Source organism: Bradyrhizobium zhengyangense (genome assembly GCF_022012435.1).
GTDB lineage: Bacteria > Pseudomonadota > Alphaproteobacteria > Rhizobiales > Xanthobacteraceae > Bradyrhizobium > Bradyrhizobium zhengyangense.
This window is the reverse complement of record NZ_JAKLUA010000042.1, coordinates 1-17,057: the sequence shown is the minus strand read 5'-3', so window position 1 is coordinate 17,057 and position 17,057 is coordinate 1. Positions and strand designations below refer to the sequence as shown.

Below are 17,057 nucleotides of genomic sequence, written 5' to 3'. Positions count from 1 at the left end.
TCAACCGAGATCATAACCCAGATGGTGGGGGCAGTTCTTCATGACGCAAAGGGGGCAGTTCCGGATGGCGTTTGACACGCCTGCATTTGACGCAAAGCCACTCCCCCCTCAGGACAGCGGGACCGCACATTGAGGAAAGGCCGGTGCCGTCCACCTAAGTCCGCCGACCCTGTGGGCTTTCTTGGGGAACGCCGGGTCGACGGACTTTCGGGCGAAACTGGGAAGTTCGCAGTCTAATGCTATTAAACGGGAGGCCTATGTCAAACAGAGCCTCTCAGGTCAGGGAAGCTCACCAGGCTACGACCTAGATAGCGGCTACACCGGCGGTGCGGAATAATAACTCCGCAGAATCGTGTTGGGCGCGCTACTTGGTCCCTCGGCGGCCGCGTCGAGATCGTGTGGGAGTGAAGGGAGGCCGGGCGCGACACCGCAACGGCCTTCAAGATTATTCGGCTCGCCAGAGCTGGGCGACCCTTGCAAAGCTGGCGCCTGCAACCCCACCGACAATCTTCTGCGCCGCGTCTGCGACATGGCCGTGTCGATCCGAGGTAAGATGCTGCAAGAGCTCGAGCGAAACGCCCGGGCAGAGTACGCATGTCATTACCAAGGTAAGCGGGTGGGTACGCTGCGACCAATAGAGCGCCGAGCAGCCCGTAAGCAGCGAAGCGTTCTAGTCCTGTCGAGAAGCCCGTTTCAGGGCGCAAAGAGATAGGCGAAAGCGTCGAGAAGACGAGGCAGCACTAGGCCGCCAGAGTGATCATTTTGCGGAGCATTTGGGAACGAATAGCGATCCGTTGGACGTTAGTCCACTCCGCCGTTGATGGTGACTTCACGATCGACAATCATGAGGTGCGCGTCGACCTGAGATCTAGGGGGGTGGCCGTCGGCCTCGCATGAAGTGCCTGATTGCGTCGAGCGCTCGAGCGATCGGCGATGATGGTTTAGCTCGGCGCGGCGGAATGACTAAGAGAACGTAGAGCACATTCAGCAGCAGCCAGCTTCCAAGAGCCAGCAAAAATACTCGCATCAAAAACTTCCTGGAAAAGCCAGGCAATATACAATCGGGAAACGCGGCTATCGAAACTGACCTTGAACCTTTGGTCAAGGCCGTGGCGGCACCGGCCTCCATGGAGGGGGTTGGTTCCAGAATTAACCCGCACGCGCGACATCAAGCTTAATTCGCGGCTTAGATTGCCGCCTCCACCGAGAACGCTACGCTCCCTACACCGGACAATTGCCCCGTCCGGGACCCCCGCGGCGAAGCTGGCGCGCCAACATACTCGGCGCGTCAGCTTTGCTCGCTCATCGGCGCGCGAGCATATGCGAAAGTTGCTTTTGTTTGTCTTCGGCGTGTGCTTTTGGATCGTATTGGTTGCGGCGATCGTCACCACGGTTGCCCGCTTAAGCACCGAAGCGAAGGAGCGACGCGGCGAAGCCGTGGGCTCCCACCCTTCAAAGACCAGGCGCTGATTGGGGTGATGACAAAATGTCAAAAGCGATGGAGCTGATCGTCGCCGGCTATGTGAAGGTGAAGGACCGGCGCGCTCTCGCCGATCTCCTGGCGCACCGACGCAAAGTGCTCGGGGAGCTCGAGCCTGTCTCCGGCATTGATCCGGCCAATGCCATTCGTGCCGTTCAGGATGAGATTGCGATTATCGAAGCCGGCATCGACGAATTGAAGCCACCGCCTGGGACGCTGCCGGAAAACGAATTCTAGAAGGTCCCTAGTCGCTTTATCGATTTGGACTCTTCGAGAACACTATGTTTTCGCCAACGCCGCTGCCTAACGCACCTTCGCGGCATAGCATGATAGTTGTGCTGGTGCCCTTTCGCTCGACTGGCGATGCGTCACCCCCTTAATGGCGAAGGTTCGCTGATCAGAGGGAAGCAGCGAAGGAGACACTACCGCGATCTTGGAAGTCACATGGTTCAGAAGGCTAATTTCGGCTACAGACAGCAGTGCGTGATCAATGAAATCTTCCGCGCTGCGTGTGCATTGTTACCGTCCGGTGAGGGCCGCGGAATGATCGCGTGGCGCGGCGGCCCGATCAGGCCGCAGATTGAACAGGGCTGTTCTTCCATTCCCAAGGCTGAAGCTCATTGAGCCGACCTTGCGGGGTGCTAGCGATGCTGGCCAAAACGCCCGCCAGCCAGGCTTGCGGATCGATGTCGTCGAGCTTTGTTGTCATGATCAGCGTCGCCATGATGGCGGCGCGGTCGGCACCCCGTTCAGAGCCGACGAAGAGCCAGGACTTGCGGCCCAAGGCAAAGCCGCGCAGCGCGCGCTCCGCCGCATTGTTTTTCAGGCAGATCCGCCCGTCTTCGATGAAGCGGGCAAACCGGTCCCAGCGGCACAGCATGTGATCGATCGGCTTGGCCACCGATGACGAGTCCGACAGCCGGCCCCGCTGCTCGCGCAGCCACGCTTCCAATGCCGTCAAAAGCGGCGCGCTTTGCTCCTTGCGCACCAGCAGACGCTTTTCGGCGCCTTGGCCGTTGAGGCCGCGCTCAACATCGAACAACGCATCGATGCGCTTGACCGCCTCCAGGGCAATCGGCGAGATCGTCGCGGCGTTCTTGTCGCGCCTCGTGTTGGCAGCAATGTCCGCCAGCTAGATGAACTGACGCCGGGCGTGGGCCCGACGAGTGCGGACGTGATTGGTCCCTGCGCGCGGGAGGCGTCATACAGCTCGTTGTAGCCGCCCTGGGCGTCGGCCTGCAGGATATCGGAGAAGCTTTGAAGATGCCGTGTGTTGTCTCGCTCAGGCCGACCACGGTCAGCGACGTTCGTCTAATCCATCGCCAAGAATCGAACTGATACGAAGAAGGTAAGCGCTGGCCAGCGACAGTATGCCGAGGTACATGAACACAAAAATATCTGCAAACCCTGCTATTGTTTCCAACTTGAACGAGAACTCTGGCGGTATTTCGGCGAAGTAGACCGTGACTGTCGCCAGAAGCCACATCAACAGTGAGCTGCGCAGCCCAAAAACTAGAGCGTGAGTGAAAACCGCAGCCATGTAAATATTGAATATTCGGCCAAGCTTGAAACCTCCCGCATAGCTGTCGAGCACTTCAATAGCCACGAATGCCGCGGCTGCGGCCGTCATTTGATAGCGCAGCGGCCACGAATAGAGCCGTCCGAGAACCGCCAACATCCGATTTCGCGCCGACGAGGTAGGGGCGTTCGACGGCAACATATAGGTTGCCAAGCAAGCGGTCACGAACACTCCCGCATAGGAGGTCCAAGCCGCTCCTCCGAGCCGCGTATTCGAGAATGCAACAATCAGGAGGAGAACATAGGCCAACACACGGCAGGCCCACCCGTTCGGCCGCGTCGCCAAAGTGGATACAAGCTTGTCTGACGTGTAACTCATGCTCCCCGGCGACCCGCACCTTATTGATCGACCTTCGTCCGATCGGTACGGATCCAGGAGGCTACTTTTCGCCCAAAGTAGACCCGACCGTAATACGGCACCTTGCTCAGCAAGGACCCCCCAAGCCGCATCATCTCGTCCAACGAGATAATTTGCTGACCATACCTCATCCACGCGAGAAGCACAGAAAAACCTACTGCAGCGCAATTGACCAGAGAAAGAATGAGCGGAGTGGCCATCCCTACGATCAAAAACCACGCCAGAGTTGCAAACAGCATCAATGCAATCAGCGGGACCAGCATCGAGAACGGCGGAATCATCATATCCAGGACCAGCACGAGCAGCCCCAGATTGCGGGTCACCAAAGCACGGAGCAAATATCGCGGCAATTGCTGCAGAATCATCCGGAGATGTCCCTGGATCCAACGCTGACGCTGCGTCTCGGTCCCGCGCTGAGTTATGGGAAACTCACTCGTCCCCACGACAGACGGGTAAAAGCAGGGAGGGAAGCCGATTGCGGCCGAATCCAAACCGAGCTTCAAATCCTCAACCAAATTTCCGTCCATTCGCAAATCTCGGATCAACCGCCAGGGAAACATCATCCCGGTTCCCATTAATTGCACGGGAAATCCGAGACCGGCGAGACCGAGCGGCCGAACCCAATTTCGCACGATCCAGAAGAATTCAGCGAGCCTGTGATCGACGGGCGAGTGCTCCGGGGCCGTCATCAAGAAGCAGGCCTGCACAGGCCGCGAGGCGTAAGCGCAGGCGTCCTTCAGACGCGGAAGCATGTCACCTTGCACCCGACAATCCGCGTCGACGAACAACACCATATCCGGGGGGTCTTGTTTGAGGTGGGCCATCGCGTGGGCAAGCGCATATCCTTTGCCGATATGAGCCAAATCATTGCGCTCGATCACTTCGGCGCCGGCTGCTGCCGCTATCGCAGCCGTGTCGTCCGAACAATTGTCTGCCACTACGATCAGACGATCCTGAGGCGCTAGTTGTGGCTTCAGGTCTTGCACAGTCGGCACGACCCCCGAGCTCTCGTTGTGAGCAGGAACCACGACCGCAGCGCTCGCCGAACTTCCAACACCCTGATGTTCGGCCAGCTGATCGTGGAAAACCGCCAACGAGGCCAGAACCTCGATAAGCAGCACCATGACCGGAAACGCCATAAGGCCGGCGAGAACAGCAAGCAGATTACCTAGCAGCATGACGCTCCAGCCTAGCCTACCGACAGCAAGCTTTTCAGCTTGCGATATGGTATTCCTGCTCCCCCCGCTCGCAGACAAAATTCTGCATGCGACATCGCTCGATCTGGCATTGATATCCGCGGAAGTTTGAAACGGTCGGTCCCGGCTGAGATGAGATCTGAGTGGGTCAAGAAGGCGAGTTCGAAACCGGCCTCACGGATCACCCGATAGGTATTGACGTTATGTGTCCCATCCATCCCGTAAGGATAGGCAAATGATTGGCAGCGTCCGATTGCATCGGTCAATATCTTCTGCGTCGCGCCGACTTCGTAATCGAGCCGCTGCAAGCTCGCAGTCGCGAGCTTGATGTGCGTGACGGAATGACCGCCGATTGCAACCCTCTCCGAGGCCATATCGGACAGTTCGTCGATCGAGCAGCACACGCGAGGCCCTTTCCCTTGCCGCTTCCAGTCCAGCTCCTGCGGGACGTCGAGCTTAGTCCAATCGGCACAGTTCAGGATCAAATCGATCGCTCGAGCTCGCTGATCCCCATCACCGCCAATCCTCAAGAGCTGCCCCTCGATATCCAACGCGAGAGGCGGCCCCTGGTACCATTGGATATTCGTCACCAGCGTCGCAAGGGCGATCTCCGGGCTGACCGGACCGGAGCTCTCTCGGGCGGACCACCCCACACAGGCAAATATACTGATTGGTACGTCGAAGCTCTGAAAAATATCCAGCACGTTCAAGATCTCGATCTTGGCGTCGTCGATCGTAACCAGCAATCCGTTCGGCGGCAGAGTGCCTGTTGCGAGACCTCGCTGGACCTCGCCGAGCGTGACGAGATTGAAATTTCGGCACAACCAATCGCACTGGCGCTTCAGTCTCTCGCGCGCATCGGCCGAGTTATCTCCACCAAAAAAGAAGTGATGGAAAAGGATCGCCCTGAGCCCCGCGTTGAGAATGGTCGAATGACCGATCATCTATCAATCCATTCCGGCTTTGCTTTGATGGTTCACGGCGTCCTTCGGCTCCAGACGGGAGGGCGACAAGGGTCTCAATAAAATTCGCACGGCGTGGACCAGTCGTTCGATTAACCGTGCCCGCAAATAAGCAATTGAACTCTGCGGTCTTTCGTCGCTAAGTCGGCCATCTACAATACTTTAGAGCACTATTTGAAGTGCAAGGCGATGACAAGGTGAATGGGCCCCCCGTCAACGGCGAACGATTTTCACGCATGCGGATCGCATATTTAGTTAATCAATACCCGGCCGTGAGCCATAGTTTCATTCGTCGGGAAATCCTGGCTCTCGAGCGGCAGGGGCTTGAGGTGATGCGCATCGCGATCAGGGGATGGCGCGACCAGGCGCTCGGGGAGGAAGACCAGTTCGAGCAGAAGCGAACACGTTACGTCCTCAAGGGCAGAACGTTCGGGCTCGTTGCGGCACTCATGCAAATATTGGCGACGAGCCCGGCCCGCCTAGCCGCCGCCGCCGCGCTGGTCTGGAAGACTCGCCGTCCGGCCGACCGGCCTCTTGCGGTCCAAATCATCTACTTGCTCGAAGCCTGTCGCGTGCTTCTCTGGCTGCGCGCGGAAAAAATCGAACATCTTCACGCGCACTTCGGAACGAACTCCGCGCAGGTCGCCATGCTCGTCCGTGAACTTGGCGGACCGACCTGGAGCTTTACGGTTCACGGTCCCGAGGAATTCGACAAACCGGCAATGATCGCTCTGCCTGAAAAGATCGCACGCGCCGATTTCGTGGTGGCGATCAGCTCGTTCGGCCGAAGTCAGCTTTATAGGCAGGTCCCCCACAAGCAATGGAGCAAGATCGAAATCGTCCATTGTGGGCTTGAGCCCGGCTTTCACCAGAATGTGCCGGCAGGCGCCGGCGCTGATAGCCGGCGCCTGGTCTGCGTCGGACGCCTCTGCGAGCAAAAAGGTCAGCTTTTGCTGCTCGATGCCGCCCGTCGGCTGGTGGAGCGCGGCGTCGAGTTCGAGCTCGTGCTTGCCGGCGACGGCGAGATGCGTCCCGAGATCGAGGGGCTGATCGCTCTATACAAGCTCGAAGGGATCGTTCGGATCACTGGCTGGATTTCCAGCGATCAAGTCCGGCAGGAGATCCTCGCTTCGCGTGCGCTGGTGCTGCCGAGCTTCGCCGAGGGACTACCGGTCGTTCTCATGGAGGCTATGGCGCTTCGACGACCGGTGATCAGCACCTTTGTCGCAGGAATTCCCGAGTTGGTCGTACCCGGTCAGCATGGCTGGCTCGTGGCCGCCGGCGACGTCGAGGCTCTCACCTCAGCCATGCTGGAGTGCCTTGCGGCACGCTCCGAGGTCATCGACGAAATGGGGGCGAACGCCCGGGTCCAGGTTCTCGAGCGCCACGATATCGATCGAGAAGCGACAAAACTCATCAGCCTGTTCGAGCGGACGGCGACCAGGCTGAGCCGCTGATACGCAAGAATCTCGACCTGGGGTTCCCTGCACGGTTGCTAGCGGACGCTGCTGCAGATCTTGAAGCCGTGATCAACCGATCAACCCGATTGGGCCTGCTGAGTTCGCAATTCGTCGAGTTCCACCCCGGTCTTGAGCAGGTCGGTGACCCAGCGAGGCCGTTTGCCCCGGCCACTCCAGGTCTGAGATGGATCGCCCGGATTCCTGAATCTCGGAGACCGGTTCGCCTCGTCGGGCGCGGCCTGAAACCTGCCGCGCAGTGCGACAAGACGCTCATCCAGCTGACGCATCTCCCCTTCGAGGCGGCGCTGGAGAATACCAACGATCGCCTCGTACAGCGTCCAAAGCTCATCCGTCGAGCATGCATCGAGCTCTATGGGCGTCATGGCCGCCTCCACCCAGCTTCCGATCAGCTAACCCAACAGACGCGAAAAGCCGCCCCCGGGGGCGGCTTTTCCTCTCTCGTTTCAGTCCGATTGCGTCAGACGAGACGAAGCGCCGCCCCATGGCTTTTCCGCCGATAAGCGAGGAAACCAACGCCGGCGAAACCTAGCACCAGCATTGACCAGGTCGACGGCTCCGGAACGGTTGCAACGAGTGTCGAACCGACGAGACCGGTTCCCGCTGTACAAGCAGAGTCGCACGTTCCGGAGACCGAGAGATCGGCCACAAACGCGATGTTATCTGACGCAAACAAACCATGTCCCAGCGGCGCTCCAAGATCGAAGGGATGAGCTGCTGTCGCTCCGCTCGCTGTAAAGTGAAACGGACCGCCACAGATCTTGCCCGAAGTATCGTTGGTGCAGGTCGCTTCGTAATTATAGGTTCCCGGAAAATTTCCCGGGTTCGGATCAAAAGAACCGGCAACCAATGGGTTGTAGCTGTAGGTCCCACTGCCAATGGTCCCGCTGTCACCGATGTTGGAGAATGCAATCGAAGGGCCGCCCGGATCGGTCAGTTGAAAGTAGAAGAACGGTCCAATTCCACTGTTTCCGCTATGATTTGCGTGAAAAGATACCCCGTGGGCCAAGTCAACAGTGAACGTCAGGCTGGAGGTCGTATTCCCGGTCAAATGGACCGTTCCGCAGATGCCCCCCGGACACGTGCCGCTGGTCATACCATTCAAATCGAGATCGAAAGTTTCGTTTACGACGGCTGCGCCCGCAACGTTGGCGCTGGCTATGCTAAAGCCGAGGACGGCGATCGCCTTAAGAACATTAAATCGGCTCATGTGATGCAACTCCTAAAAAACCGCGATGCTCGAATGCACGAAGATATTATTTAATAATATTATCTCCTTTCAAGGCAGGCGTCAAAATAATCGGGAAATCTTGGCAAACTGCACCATCAACGGCTTGAATAGCGCAATAAAAACAACATTTTAGGCCTTGCAAGGCAGCAAGGATGAATACTGCCGCCTAAGTGGCAGTATTCCAGGCCTACAATCAAGTTACCGCGTTAATTCCCGCACTACGTGCATTTTACCGCCATGGTACAAGCGGCAATACGCCGACAGAGTCGTCAAATTACGCGCATTCGTCGCTTGCAGAGAGGTGAGCTGTCCGAAGGCCAATCGAGTTGACGTCAGCGTCGTCCACAATTCTGTTCGCGACAGACGAAAAAGTCGTCGTCGCACCTCTGAATGCACGCGCCCGCTCCGTTGCACTTGAGGACGCATGTGGTTCGCGTGTCTGCGCACATCCCGCAGTATGATTGCGCGACGACGAATTTTCCGTGCTCCACCCGCAATCGGGTTGCTTGAGCTTCAGCGGGTCCGACGTGCAAGAGCGCGGCCGAGACGAGGAGAGCGAATGCAATTTTCATGGCGAAGCTCGATTGAATCGGTCATGGGACGCAGCGGCTTGACGGATGATACCGGAAGTACTTCCCTAATTGACAGCCGGGTGTTCACGAGGCCTTGATCGCAGCTCAGGACAGAAGCGCAAGAAATTGCGAACGCGCAGCTTGAGGATGCACTGTTGGCGGCGCAGCTGCGCGCGAGCTCGCAGGCGCGAACGCCGTGGGATATGCCCACAGGCTTAGGTTATGGTCAGATCCGCGGCGCACCAAGCCTCCACTTGCACGCACCTTGCCCTAACTGGAGCGAGCTCTGCCCCAGGCTCAGGCTATTTTGAAGGGCGTCTCGTTTGGGAGAGAAGGCAAAAGAGCTGGTTCTATTAACAAAGGTTGCCATGGCAGCTCTGATGAAAAAAACAAAGCAAGTTCTCTTCAAAACTGCCCAAAAAAATATCGCAATCAAGATCGAACAAAGACTTTCAGAACTGGACGAAATGCTGCGGTACTTGACCGCAGAGGAAAGGGGCAAACGAAGACATCGTTGAACCGCCGATGCAGATAGTCGCCCCTATCGAAAGAGGGTTGAGCCCGGAAACCGCAGCGGTCAGTCCTGAGCTACGTCTAGCGCCTCCGACGGAATTTACTTTGCCTTTGGCTTGACGTTCGCCTCGCAAAGACGCGGGGCGCCCAACAGCGATGCAAGAAGACCGCCAGCGGCGGTCTTCTGTCACCAACTCACCGCTACAGCGCGATCCTTTGTGATTGGCGACGGCGCATGGCCAAGTAGCCAACGCAAATAAAACCCGAAATCATCATGGCCCAGGTTGAAGGCTCCGGAACGGCTGTGACGTTAAATGTAACCTCAGTACCGCAGCAGCCTCCCGAAGGATTCGAGTTGAAATCCACAATTCCGTAGTTCGAGCCGGTCCACCCAATTCCAAACTGGTTTGATGCGGTCGTGAAAGCGATACCCGAGAAATCGACAAATGGAGCAGGAATGAACAACAGGTTGTTCGCGCTCGCGTAGCTCGACAGCCCAAGGATCGTTTCAGTCAAACCGAGATATGTCTCTGTGCCGGATATTCCCGTGATGGTGAAGGGAGAGGCGACGTCGCTCGTCGTGAATGTCCCGTGACCAAAGATATCATTTGCGGAATCACTATACGTAAAGTCGAACACACTGGCATTGGCTGAAACGGCAGAAAGCAAGCTACTGACGGATAACACCACAGCGAGAGTTAGCTTCTTAAGGAGCATTTTTGTCATTTCCCCATTTTGCGCCCAGCGGCAAAACCGCATTGATTCGCCCATTAAACGCAACCCGGAGATTAGAAGTCCGATTCACCAAGTCAATCGAATCTCGCGAGCCGACCGAGATGCGCTCTGAAGGAAACCGCTGCCGCTGACGCTCAGGCCGTATGGGGGTGAGTTTCCGGGACACTTCGCCTTCGAAGACGGCTGACCAGACCGAACGCCAAACCCAACACCGCGTCGAACATGAACATGAGAACGACGGCGACGATGAACAAGCCAATGCCGGTCATATCGTGCACGATGCCCTCAAGAAGGTCCGGCCCGCCATAATAGGCGATGAGAACAAGCGTGAAGACTCGCACGAAGTTGGCGAGAATCGTGATCGGAATAATCGCCAGCAAGAGCAGCACGCTCCGCAGCTTCTCCTCCCAGCGGAATGCATATGCGTAAAAAACGCCGATTGCCGAGAGAGCAAAGATTGAGTTCATTCCGGAGCAGGCATCTTTCACGAGGAGTTGGTATGAGCCGATCATGATCATCACACCGTTCTGCGCCACGGGAAAACCCGCTGCGTACAGCACCTTCGTGACCATGTTCGAGATGAAGACTTTAAGCGGCACTGTAGCGGCGTCGACCAGCCAGTCCGGCATCGGCACGGCAAAGATGAGGAAGCCGATCGGAAAAGCCAGGATGCGCAGCGTCGGCCAGCCTGCCGTGAGCAGGATGCATCCGACGATCACCGGCAGCAGCGACGCCATTTCGATCGTCACCAGGCCCTGCTCAATTCTGGCAAGATACATCAGCATCAGGCCGCACAGCAGAATTGCCCAGCCGGCAATCGGTGCAGGAGATACTTCAACCGCCTTCAGACGAGCGCGAGACTGCCAGACCCACCACAACGACGCTGCCATGATGAGAGGACCATGCCCCTCCTGCTCAGTCTGCCAAGGACCATCAATCAAGGTCAGGAGTGTGGGAAAATAGGCGGCCAGCACCGAGACGACGAGGAGCGCCGGCCAAACATATTTGGACAACGGCCGGGCTTCTGCTGATTGCACCACCTGGGAATATGTCATGCATTTATCCACTGTGCTGAATGCTCAATAGGCTAGCATCGGAAGAATCCAGCAACAATCATTTATCTGCGGGCCCCCAGCGCGGCATATCCAATGCCCGCCAAGACAAGGACGGCTGCCAGATAGAAGTGGCCTCCATTTCCGACCTGGTTGGCGACGGCGAAAACCACTCCAGCCAGGAGAAAATGCAAAAGCGTCGCGCGCTCTCGATCCGTAAACTGGAAGAAGGCGATCACCAATCCAATAAAGCATGTCACAGTGAGAATATCGAAAACGGTCGTCATGAAATACTGCGATCCTCGAGCCGAGCCTAGCCGTAGGACCTACTGGCTCTTCCCCTGCCCCTGCATGATTTGCTGATATTCGCCCTCAAACTTGGCCTCCATGTTAGCCGAATAAGTTGCGATACCAATCTCTCCCTTGAGTGCGTCATTTCGCATCAGTTGCCGCGCGACGTTTGCTGCAGCCGCTCCCTCCAGGGGGCGCGGCTCCTCACCTAGCACCTTGAAGAAAATTCCGTTTTGACCGGAACGAATGAAGAAGACATCGTCCGCTTTTTTGGCTTCGATCTTGTCGAACAGCTCCGGACCGACATCGCCGCTCGAGAGCGCACCACCCTGGCGACCGTGCGGTATGGAGGCCGCCGTCAGTTGCTGGTCGATTTCATCAAGCGACTTTGCGTCGCGGCTGGATTCGACGACCGATTGAGATGCCGGACCAAACTGGAAGGCGATTTGATCGACCTGCAGCAGCTTGCGATTTGAGAACTTCGCGGGGTTATCAGCAATATAACGGTCGATATCGGCCTTGGTGGGCGGCTTGGACATGACCGTACGCACCAGATAGGCGTTTTCGAGCACCTGCTCGCGCGCCCGCAACAGGTCCAGAAGGACACCCGGCTCGCGATCGAGCTTGGCATTGAGAGCCTGCTCTAAAAGGTACTTGCGCGTGACCAGCTGCCCCAGCACCTGCTTGACGATTTCAGGGTCCTTTTGCTTGTCGGGCGGGATATTGGCCAGACGAAACTCGTTTTCGAGCTCCTGATTGGTAATCACCTCGTTGCCGACATGGGCAACTACCTGGCCGCGCTGGGCTGTGGCCTGCTCTTTCTTGCCGCACCCGGCCAGCAAAGCAGCGGAACAAACGACGACGGCAACGGAGCGATAAGGCCAGTTCGGCCAGTTCCTCATAAAACGAACTCCGAGCGATTTGAGCACAAAATCTGGACGAGTAAGCGCCAAGAGCACTACTTCAAAAAAGACTACCACGATCACTACCGGCTTGGCGGGCTCGCGTCGAGCCGAACGTCCGGTTTGGCGCCGGGTTTGGTTGGTTTATGTTAACATCGTAAAATCTCTCACTCGCATTAAATTGTTCCTGAGGCGACTTTTCTTCGGCAATCGAGACCGGTATATTTGGAAACATGCGATTGTCCCGTATTCATTTTGTGCTCGCTTCGGTGGCCATTGTGGGCGCCGCCGTCATGGCCAACGTCCTCGCCCCGCGCGAGCTTATGGCGCGAACCTCGGCTGCACCAAGCCTGGAGACCGTGATCCCGCGTCAGTTTGGAACCTGGAAAATCGTACCTGAAATTAGCCCGGTACAGCCGGTCGACCCCGAGGCGTATGTCCAGCCGGATCCGCAGTCTGCAAAGGTCTATAGCCAGGAAGTTGGCCGCGGCTATTCGGACGGTCAGGGCCACATCGTGATGTTGATGGTGGCCTACGGGCCGGTTCAAAACTACAGGCTCAAGGCCCATCGGCCCGAGATCTGCTACACCGCCAACGGCTTTAGGGTCTCGGACAAGGTTGATGCCCCCGTGAGCTTCCGCAACGGAGCCTCGCCGATCCTGGCGACGCGTCTCATCGCTGAGCGAGAGTCGCGATACGAGCCGGTGACCTACTGGATCCGGATCGGCAACGATGTGTCAAATGGCGTGGTCAGTTACCAGCTAAGCCGCCTCAAGTACGGGCTGCGCGGGCTGATCCCGGATGGGGCGCTCATCAGGGTCTCTACTATCGGCTTGCCACGGGAAGCATCGTTCCAGCTGCAAGACCAGTTTATCCACGACCTCTTGGCGGCTGTCCCCCCCCAGGAACTAAAATTCTTCACTGGGGCGTCCTCCTGACGCTCGGATATGTTAGCTGCGAGATTGGCTCGTTTTCGAATTTCGGAGCGATGCTGTAATGGTGGCACATGTCGGGACGCATTCGCGGGATACACTTTAGCGGTGTGCTGTTTCTAGCTGCGCTTGGCCTAGGTTTTGCTCCGCCGCCCCCAGCCGTCCAGTTTGCCCAAGATAGTCTGCAGTTCGCGGAGGACACTCTGCCCCCCTATGCAGTCAATATTCACCGTACTCCGACACAGACGTGGACAGGCTATGGCATTTATCTCGGGAAAGGCTCGTTCATTACAGCCGCCCATGTGGTAGGTCGGGGATGGTTGACTTGGCCAAAAGTGGTGATTGCGGGGGTCGAATACCCGACCCAAATCGTCAAGGAAGGAAGCTTCGAATCGACTGACCTCACCCTCTTGTCTGTAGACGACAAGCTGCTTCCGATGCGGCTCCGTCTTCGTCATATGGAGGTCTGCCGCCATCAACCTGTCACGGGTGAGCCCGTCGTGACCGTTGTGCCCGAAGGCGTAGTCCCATCTCGTGTGATATCGCCCGAGCGCATCCCGATAGGCTTGCGGCGATTCAGCACGGCAATTGAGGATGTCGCGCGGACGGGAAATTCCGGGTCAGGCGTGTTCGATATGCAGCAGCGTTGCCTGCTGGGAATCATGAGCCGGAAGATCATGCAACCGCGATCGCCTCTCTCAATGGGCAAGAATTATAATCGCGACGTCGCCAAATACTTCGTGCCTGCGCGCGAGATCGCGGCCTTTCTGCCTTCCGGCCTTTGAAGTCAGGGCTTGGCACGAGACAAATAGCGCATCGCGCGACGAAGCTGGTCAATGCCCGAGTTGGACCAGCTTCCGGTGCCAGGCGATGCTGTGATGCTAAACAGATTGTCGGAGTTCTGCCCGAAACAGGAGCCGAAGGCGGTTTCGCGTGGTCGCTACGAGGCTGCGACCTTGCGGCAGCGAGTGTGATCCTGGTCCGTGCGACGATACCCCAACAATCGGGGCTTGAAGCTTGAAGAAGCCCAGGATCATCATCGCACAGCCGATGGCTCACGAACTCGGTATCTGCGCTTGGGCGCCCTCGCATGCGTCCGGTGTTTCTGAAAAGCCCGGCCGCCTACGACGTAAGCGCTCAGCCGACGACGAATGGGTATTTTGAATCGGCCGAAGTCAGGGGCTGCTTGCCATGGAATCAGCCATTCAAGGTGAGGTGGCGGCCCGTACGCGCCATTACTCGGTGTTGATTGGCAAAGTCCTGAAATGCCCCAAAGCCTCAGGAAGGTCGAGGATTGTGCTCAACAGCTCAACAAGTCGCCAAACGGGATTGACACCGCAATAGTCGACAAACGGGCTAGAGAAGTGTGTGACCCTCATATGATAGTGCCCGAACAAGGGCCGCGGCTTCCGCCACGCAAGAGGGTAATTCCGCCGGAATGGGCTGGAAAACCAAGACCTTAAGACAGCAATATTGCAGGTCGCCTACAGCGGGCGCCAAAAAACACTATTTAATATCCATTAAATTTCAGTCGGAAAGGCGGGGCAATTTGGTGAGAAGCGGCGTCTTCCTCCTATCATAGCTGGCCTCCAAGTCCTGCACTTGTAGGCAATAAATCGCCAGTCTGATGCTTGGATTTTAGGCTTTTGACTTCTCTAATAAAAAAATCGGGAGCCCTTGAATCCCCCACGGTTGAATGGTAGTAAATAATTGGTAAAACCCGCGCAGAGGAGTTTAGATCAAATGAATATACGTCAAACATTAATTGCGGTCGGCACAGCGGCAGTCATGTCGATTGGCCTCGGTACTTCCGCGAAGGCGGTTGAGCTGCTCCAAAATGGCGGCTTTGAAAGCGGCGCTCTCGCCCCCGGCTGGACATTGACGGGGAATGGCGGTTTCACCGGTGTGGGCAACGCCCCTGTCCATAGCGGTAATTTCTCGTACTTCAGCGGCCCGATCGGCAGCGATGGCGTCCTGACGCAGACCTTCAATGATATCGTTGGTGCGCTGTACACCTTCTCGGGTTGGGCTTTCAGCAACGGCGGCACCCCGGCCGACATAGGGATCAACGTGGGCGGCACCGCCAGCTTGACCTTGGGTCCGCCGTCAGTTCCCTCCTTCGGCTGGACACCGTTCAGCGGCTTTTTCATCGGTCACGGCACTGATTCCTTCGTGATCGCCAGCCGAAACGACCCGGCTTTCAATTTCTTCGATGACCTGTCGGTGCAGGGCCCTGCTCCCGCGGTTCCTGAAGCATCCACGTGGGCGATGATGCTGCTTGGTTTCATGGGCGTGGGCTTCGCCGCATATCGCAGGAGAAGCGGGACCAGCTTCCGCTTTGCCTGATCTCTTGCAGGACGATTTAGAAAGGCCGCCGCGAGGCGGCCTTTTTTGTGGGCTTATTAGTTTCAGCGAAATCGAGCCTCGTGCAAAGAAGGCGTTGAGCATCTCGACAAATCTCAACGCAGGTCATGACCGACTTGGTCTCGATCGCGCCCATGATGACATCCGATTGCAGCCATTCACTTTCGACGAACATGGTCTAATGTTACGCCCTAGCGGCCAGAACATGATTTCGAAGGACGTCGGCCAGCGCCTTGACGTGATCCCGGCGCAATGGCGCTGCTGGTCACGCGCCGCCCGAAATATATTTGTCGCCGCTGCTCGGGCCCCGTCGTACAGGCGCACGCACCGGAGCACGTCGTGCCCGGCGGGGGCCGTCAGGCCGAGATTCTATGCGCGCCAGGGGATCCGGCTTGATCGGGCGACACTGGGCAACTGGTCTGGTCGCGCCTGCTTCCATCTTCAGCCCATCGCGGATCTCATGCGCCACCACCTGGCTATGGCGGATCGGCTGTTCATGGATGAGACCAAGGCTCCGGTACTCGATCCGGGGCGCGGCCAAACGAAGTAGGGCTACTTCTGGGCGATCGCTTCAGACGACCGCGGCCACAGCGGGCCAAGTCCGCCGATAGTGCTGTTCCGATATACCCCTGGTCGCAGCGGTGCCTTTGCTGAGCAGTTGCCGGAAGGTTTTGGCGGACGCTACCTGCAATGCGATGCCTATGATGGATATGACTTGCCCCGCCCCAAAAGCGCTTATTCATTTCCAGAATTTAAATCGTTAAATTGTCGTCCGTTAAAAAGCCGATTTAAGCGGTAAGCGGTCGCTGGCGGCCGCGATGAGGGTGGTCAGGATCCGGCACCAGAGAGCCCTCAGCCAGGCGAGGATGCGGCGGAAGTTGTGACCGACGGCCGAGAGGATGACGTTGGCCGCATCGCCGGCGCGGCCTTTGAGGTAGCAGCGGCCGAGGTGACCATCGGTCTTCAGGTGTCCGATGATGGGTTCGATGGCTGATCGGCGGCGCAGCTCGCGCTTGATGATGCCGAAGACCCCGCGCTTCTGGCCAGAGATGAAGACACGGCGGGGATTTTGCGCGTCGTGTCCGCGGTATCCCTTGTCGACATAGGCCCGCTGGATCGCACAGCCGGTGAGTATCTCGGTGCTGTCGATGACGTCCCGCAAGGTGTGACCGTCGTACGGGCGTGCAGCACGAACAGGCCACCGGGAGCCCGGCGGTTGTTGGTGACGATGGAGGCCTTCACCCCGAACTCGTAAGGAGCGGCAGCCTTGCCCTTGCCGATGCACTCGACCTCCGGGGCGTGAAAGGAATAGAGCTTCCAGCCGCGCTGGCGCTGCTGCTGCGAGCGGATCTGGGAGGACCGGCCGAGCGGGAGCGCGAACGCGTTCTCGAGCACGGTCTGACCTTCGATCTT

General features: G+C 57.7%; 14 protein-coding genes and 4 pseudogenes. 7 read left to right on the top strand and 11 right to left on the bottom strand.

The genetic code is table 11. The annotated features are described in order from the left end of the window. Positions 1-1,498: 1,498 nt before the first annotated feature. A complete protein-coding gene (locus tag L6637_RS41145) occupies positions 1,499-1,717 on the top strand; it encodes a hypothetical protein (RefSeq protein WP_237874307.1) in 219 nt (72 codons plus the stop codon). A gap of 331 nt (positions 1,718-2,048) precedes the next feature. Here the strand turns inward: L6637_RS41145 and tnpC are convergent. The 4 genes and pseudogenes from tnpC to L6637_RS41125 form a co-directional block, all read right to left on the bottom strand. Beyond that, a pseudogene (gene tnpC / locus L6637_RS41140) lies at positions 2,049-2,776 on the bottom strand (IS66 family transposase); the annotation flags it as partial. Position 2,777: 1 nt separating this feature from the next. Beyond that, positions 2,778-3,158, bottom strand: coding sequence for a DUF4118 domain-containing protein (locus L6637_RS41135; protein WP_237874306.1), 381 nt, complete (start codon positions 3,156-3,158; stop codon positions 2,778-2,780). Between the two features lie 239 nt (positions 3,159-3,397). Continuing rightward, entirely contained in the window at positions 3,398-4,594 is a 1,197-nt protein-coding gene (locus L6637_RS41130) for a glycosyltransferase family 2 protein (RefSeq protein WP_237874305.1), read from the bottom strand. A gap of 11 nt (positions 4,595-4,605) precedes the next feature. Beyond that, positions 4,606-5,556, bottom strand: a complete 951-nt coding sequence (locus L6637_RS41125; protein ID WP_237874304.1) for a polysaccharide deacetylase family protein — start codon at positions 5,554-5,556, stop codon at positions 4,606-4,608. A 197-nt stretch (positions 5,557-5,753) separates the two neighbouring features. On the opposite strand from L6637_RS41125, the gene L6637_RS41120 reads away from it, so the two are divergent. Beyond that, positions 5,754-7,031, top strand: coding sequence for a glycosyltransferase (locus L6637_RS41120; protein ID WP_338076895.1), 1,278 nt, complete (start codon positions 5,754-5,756; stop codon positions 7,029-7,031). 80 nt (positions 7,032-7,111) lie between these two features. Here L6637_RS41120 and L6637_RS41115 read toward each other — a convergent pair whose 3' ends face one another. Continuing rightward, positions 7,112-7,417 (bottom strand): H-NS histone family protein, encoded by a 306-nt coding sequence (locus tag L6637_RS41115; protein WP_237874303.1) that lies wholly within the window; start codon positions 7,415-7,417, stop codon positions 7,112-7,114. Between the two features lie 95 nt (positions 7,418-7,512). Continuing rightward, entirely contained in the window at positions 7,513-8,262 is a 750-nt protein-coding gene (locus tag L6637_RS41110; RefSeq protein WP_237874301.1) for a PEP-CTERM sorting domain-containing protein, read from the bottom strand. 916 nt (positions 8,263-9,178) lie between these two features. Here L6637_RS41110 and L6637_RS41105 point away from each other — a divergent pair. Then, entirely contained in the window at positions 9,179-9,373 is a 195-nt protein-coding gene (locus tag L6637_RS41105; RefSeq protein ID WP_237874299.1) for a hypothetical protein, read from the top strand. 196 nt (positions 9,374-9,569) lie between these two features. Here the strand turns inward: L6637_RS41105 and L6637_RS41100 are convergent, their stop codons facing one another. The 4 genes from L6637_RS41100 to L6637_RS41085 form a co-directional block, all read right to left on the bottom strand. Further along, complete coding sequence (locus L6637_RS41100; RefSeq protein ID WP_237874297.1) at positions 9,570-10,085, bottom strand: PEPxxWA-CTERM sorting domain-containing protein; 516 nt, start codon at positions 10,083-10,085, stop codon at positions 9,570-9,572. Positions 10,086-10,237: 152 nt separating this feature from the next. Further along, a complete protein-coding gene (xrtV, locus tag L6637_RS41095) occupies positions 10,238-11,158 on the bottom strand; it encodes an exosortase V (protein WP_237874295.1) in 921 nt (306 codons plus the stop codon). A 62-nt stretch (positions 11,159-11,220) separates the two neighbouring features. Beyond that, on the bottom strand, positions 11,221-11,442 hold the full coding sequence (locus tag L6637_RS41090) for an XrtV sorting system accessory protein (protein WP_237874293.1): 222 nt from the start codon (positions 11,440-11,442) through the stop codon (positions 11,221-11,223). 39 nt (positions 11,443-11,481) lie between these two features. Beyond that, positions 11,482-12,348, bottom strand: a complete 867-nt coding sequence (locus tag L6637_RS41085; protein WP_237874292.1) for a SurA N-terminal domain-containing protein — start codon at positions 12,346-12,348, stop codon at positions 11,482-11,484. A gap of 233 nt (positions 12,349-12,581) precedes the next feature. Here L6637_RS41085 and epsI point away from each other — a divergent pair, with 233 nt between their 5' ends. The 4 genes and pseudogenes from epsI (at position 12,582) to L6637_RS41065 (ending at position 16,443) form a co-directional block, all read left to right on the top strand. Continuing rightward, positions 12,582-13,286 (top strand): exosortase-associated protein EpsI, V-type, encoded by a 705-nt coding sequence (gene epsI / locus L6637_RS41080; protein WP_237874291.1) that lies wholly within the window; start codon positions 12,582-12,584, stop codon positions 13,284-13,286. A gap of 68 nt (positions 13,287-13,354) precedes the next feature. After that, positions 13,355-14,065 carry a serine protease gene (locus L6637_RS41075; RefSeq protein WP_237874290.1) on the top strand — a complete coding sequence of 237 codons (711 nt, stop codon included), beginning with the start codon at positions 13,355-13,357 and terminating at the stop codon, positions 14,063-14,065. A 1,450-nt stretch (positions 14,066-15,515) separates the two neighbouring features. Next, positions 15,516-15,626: pseudogene (locus L6637_RS42975) on the top strand (PEPxxWA-CTERM sorting domain-containing protein); the annotation flags it as partial. Between the two features lie 199 nt (positions 15,627-15,825). Further along, positions 15,826-16,443 (top strand): annotated as a pseudogene (locus tag L6637_RS41065) (IS66 family transposase). Here the strand turns inward: L6637_RS41065 and L6637_RS41060 are convergent. After that, positions 16,420-17,057: pseudogene (locus tag L6637_RS41060) on the bottom strand (transposase); the annotation flags it as partial. The pseudogenes L6637_RS41065 and L6637_RS41060 sit on opposite strands and share 24 nt — an antisense overlap.

What these genes read in the sequence shown, in the direction of transcription:
- xrtV (WP_237874295.1), bottom strand. Translation starts at nt 11,158, where the DNA reads ATGACATATTCCCAGGTGGTGCAATCAGCAGAAGCCCGGCCGTTGTCC.
- L6637_RS41115 (WP_237874303.1), bottom strand. Translation starts at nt 7,417, where the DNA reads ATGACGCCCATAGAGCTCGATGCATGCTCGACGGATGAGCTTTGGACG.
- L6637_RS41125 (WP_237874304.1), bottom strand. Translation starts at nt 5,556, where the DNA reads ATGATCGGTCATTCGACCATTCTCAACGCGGGGCTCAGGGCGATCCTT.
- L6637_RS41145 (WP_237874307.1), top strand. Translation starts at nt 1,499, where the DNA reads ATGGAGCTGATCGTCGCCGGCTATGTGAAGGTGAAGGACCGGCGCGCT.
- L6637_RS41110 (WP_237874301.1), bottom strand. Translation starts at nt 8,262, where the DNA reads ATGAGCCGATTTAATGTTCTTAAGGCGATCGCCGTCCTCGGCTTTAGC.
- L6637_RS41085 (WP_237874292.1), bottom strand. Translation starts at nt 12,348, where the DNA reads ATGAGGAACTGGCCGAACTGGCCTTATCGCTCCGTTGCCGTCGTCGTT.
- L6637_RS41075 (WP_237874290.1), top strand. Translation starts at nt 13,355, where the DNA reads ATGTCGGGACGCATTCGCGGGATACACTTTAGCGGTGTGCTGTTTCTA.
- epsI (WP_237874291.1), top strand. Translation starts at nt 12,582, where the DNA reads ATGCGATTGTCCCGTATTCATTTTGTGCTCGCTTCGGTGGCCATTGTG.
- L6637_RS41135 (WP_237874306.1), bottom strand. Translation starts at nt 3,158, where the DNA reads ATGTTGGCGGTTCTCGGACGGCTCTATTCGTGGCCGCTGCGCTATCAA.
- L6637_RS41090 (WP_237874293.1), bottom strand. Translation starts at nt 11,442, where the DNA reads ATGACGACCGTTTTCGATATTCTCACTGTGACATGCTTTATTGGATTG.
- L6637_RS41100 (WP_237874297.1), bottom strand. Translation starts at nt 10,085, where the DNA reads ATGCTCCTTAAGAAGCTAACTCTCGCTGTGGTGTTATCCGTCAGTAGC.
- L6637_RS41130 (WP_237874305.1), bottom strand. Translation starts at nt 4,594, where the DNA reads ATGCTGCTAGGTAATCTGCTTGCTGTTCTCGCCGGCCTTATGGCGTTT.